At 64.8% G+C, this 702-nt stretch carries 1 rRNA gene and 1 pseudogene; one reads left to right on the top strand and one right to left on the bottom strand.

The window, feature by feature from the left end:
* The first annotated feature begins 169 nt into the window (after positions 1-169).
* Positions 170-286: ribosomal RNA gene (gene rrf / locus ABZ904_RS47595) — 5S ribosomal RNA — on the top strand.
* Between the two features lie 121 nt (positions 287-407).
* Here rrf and ABZ904_RS47590 read toward each other — a convergent pair.
* Positions 408-702, bottom strand: a pseudogene (locus ABZ904_RS47590) (hypothetical protein); the annotation flags it as partial.

Here is a 702-nt window from a genome sequence, read left to right as displayed (position 1 = left end):
GCCGGATCTGGAAGCACGGTAACGTGTGGAGGTGACCGGTACTAATAGGCCGAGGGCTTGTCCTCAGTTGCTCGCGTCCACTGTGTTGGTTCTGAGACAACGATCCGTTGTCGGTACAGAGCAGAACATCAACTGAAGAGTGTGCTTGTTCGCTCGAAACCATTAGGGTTTCGGTGGCCATAGCGTGAGGGAAACGCCCGGTTACATTCCGAACCCGGAAGCTAAGCCTTACAGCGCCGATGGTACTGCAGGGGGGACCCTGTGGGAGAGTAGGACGCCGCCGAACAATCTTTGGAGGACCCTTGGTCCCAGCGACTCGCTGGGACCAAGGGTCCTTTTTTCGTTTTTCCGGAGCGCGCCGGGTACCCGGCTGCGTGAGAATGACTTTGCAGTACCGAAGACAGGAGTCACCGATGTCCACCAACTCTCCCGACGAGCGTCCTGAGCGCGACCAGCGCCGACGGGACAGTGGTGACCGCGGCGGCTACCGCGGAGGGGCGCGTCGGGGCGACGACCGCGGCGGTTTCGCCCGCCGTGACGACGAGCGCGGCGGCTACGGCCGGCGCGACGACCGCCGTGGAGATGACCGTCGCGGGGACGACCGCGGCGACTTCCGCCGTGACGACCGACGCGACGAGCGTCGGGATGACCGCCAGGACGGTGGCCGAGGCGATCGGGGCGGCTTCCGCCGTGACGACCGTA

The organism is Streptomyces sp. NPDC046900, from assembly GCF_040644975.1.
In the GTDB taxonomy this organism is placed as follows: domain Bacteria; phylum Actinomycetota; class Actinomycetes; order Streptomycetales; family Streptomycetaceae; genus Streptomyces.
This window is presented reverse-complemented; position numbering and strand designations above follow the sequence as displayed.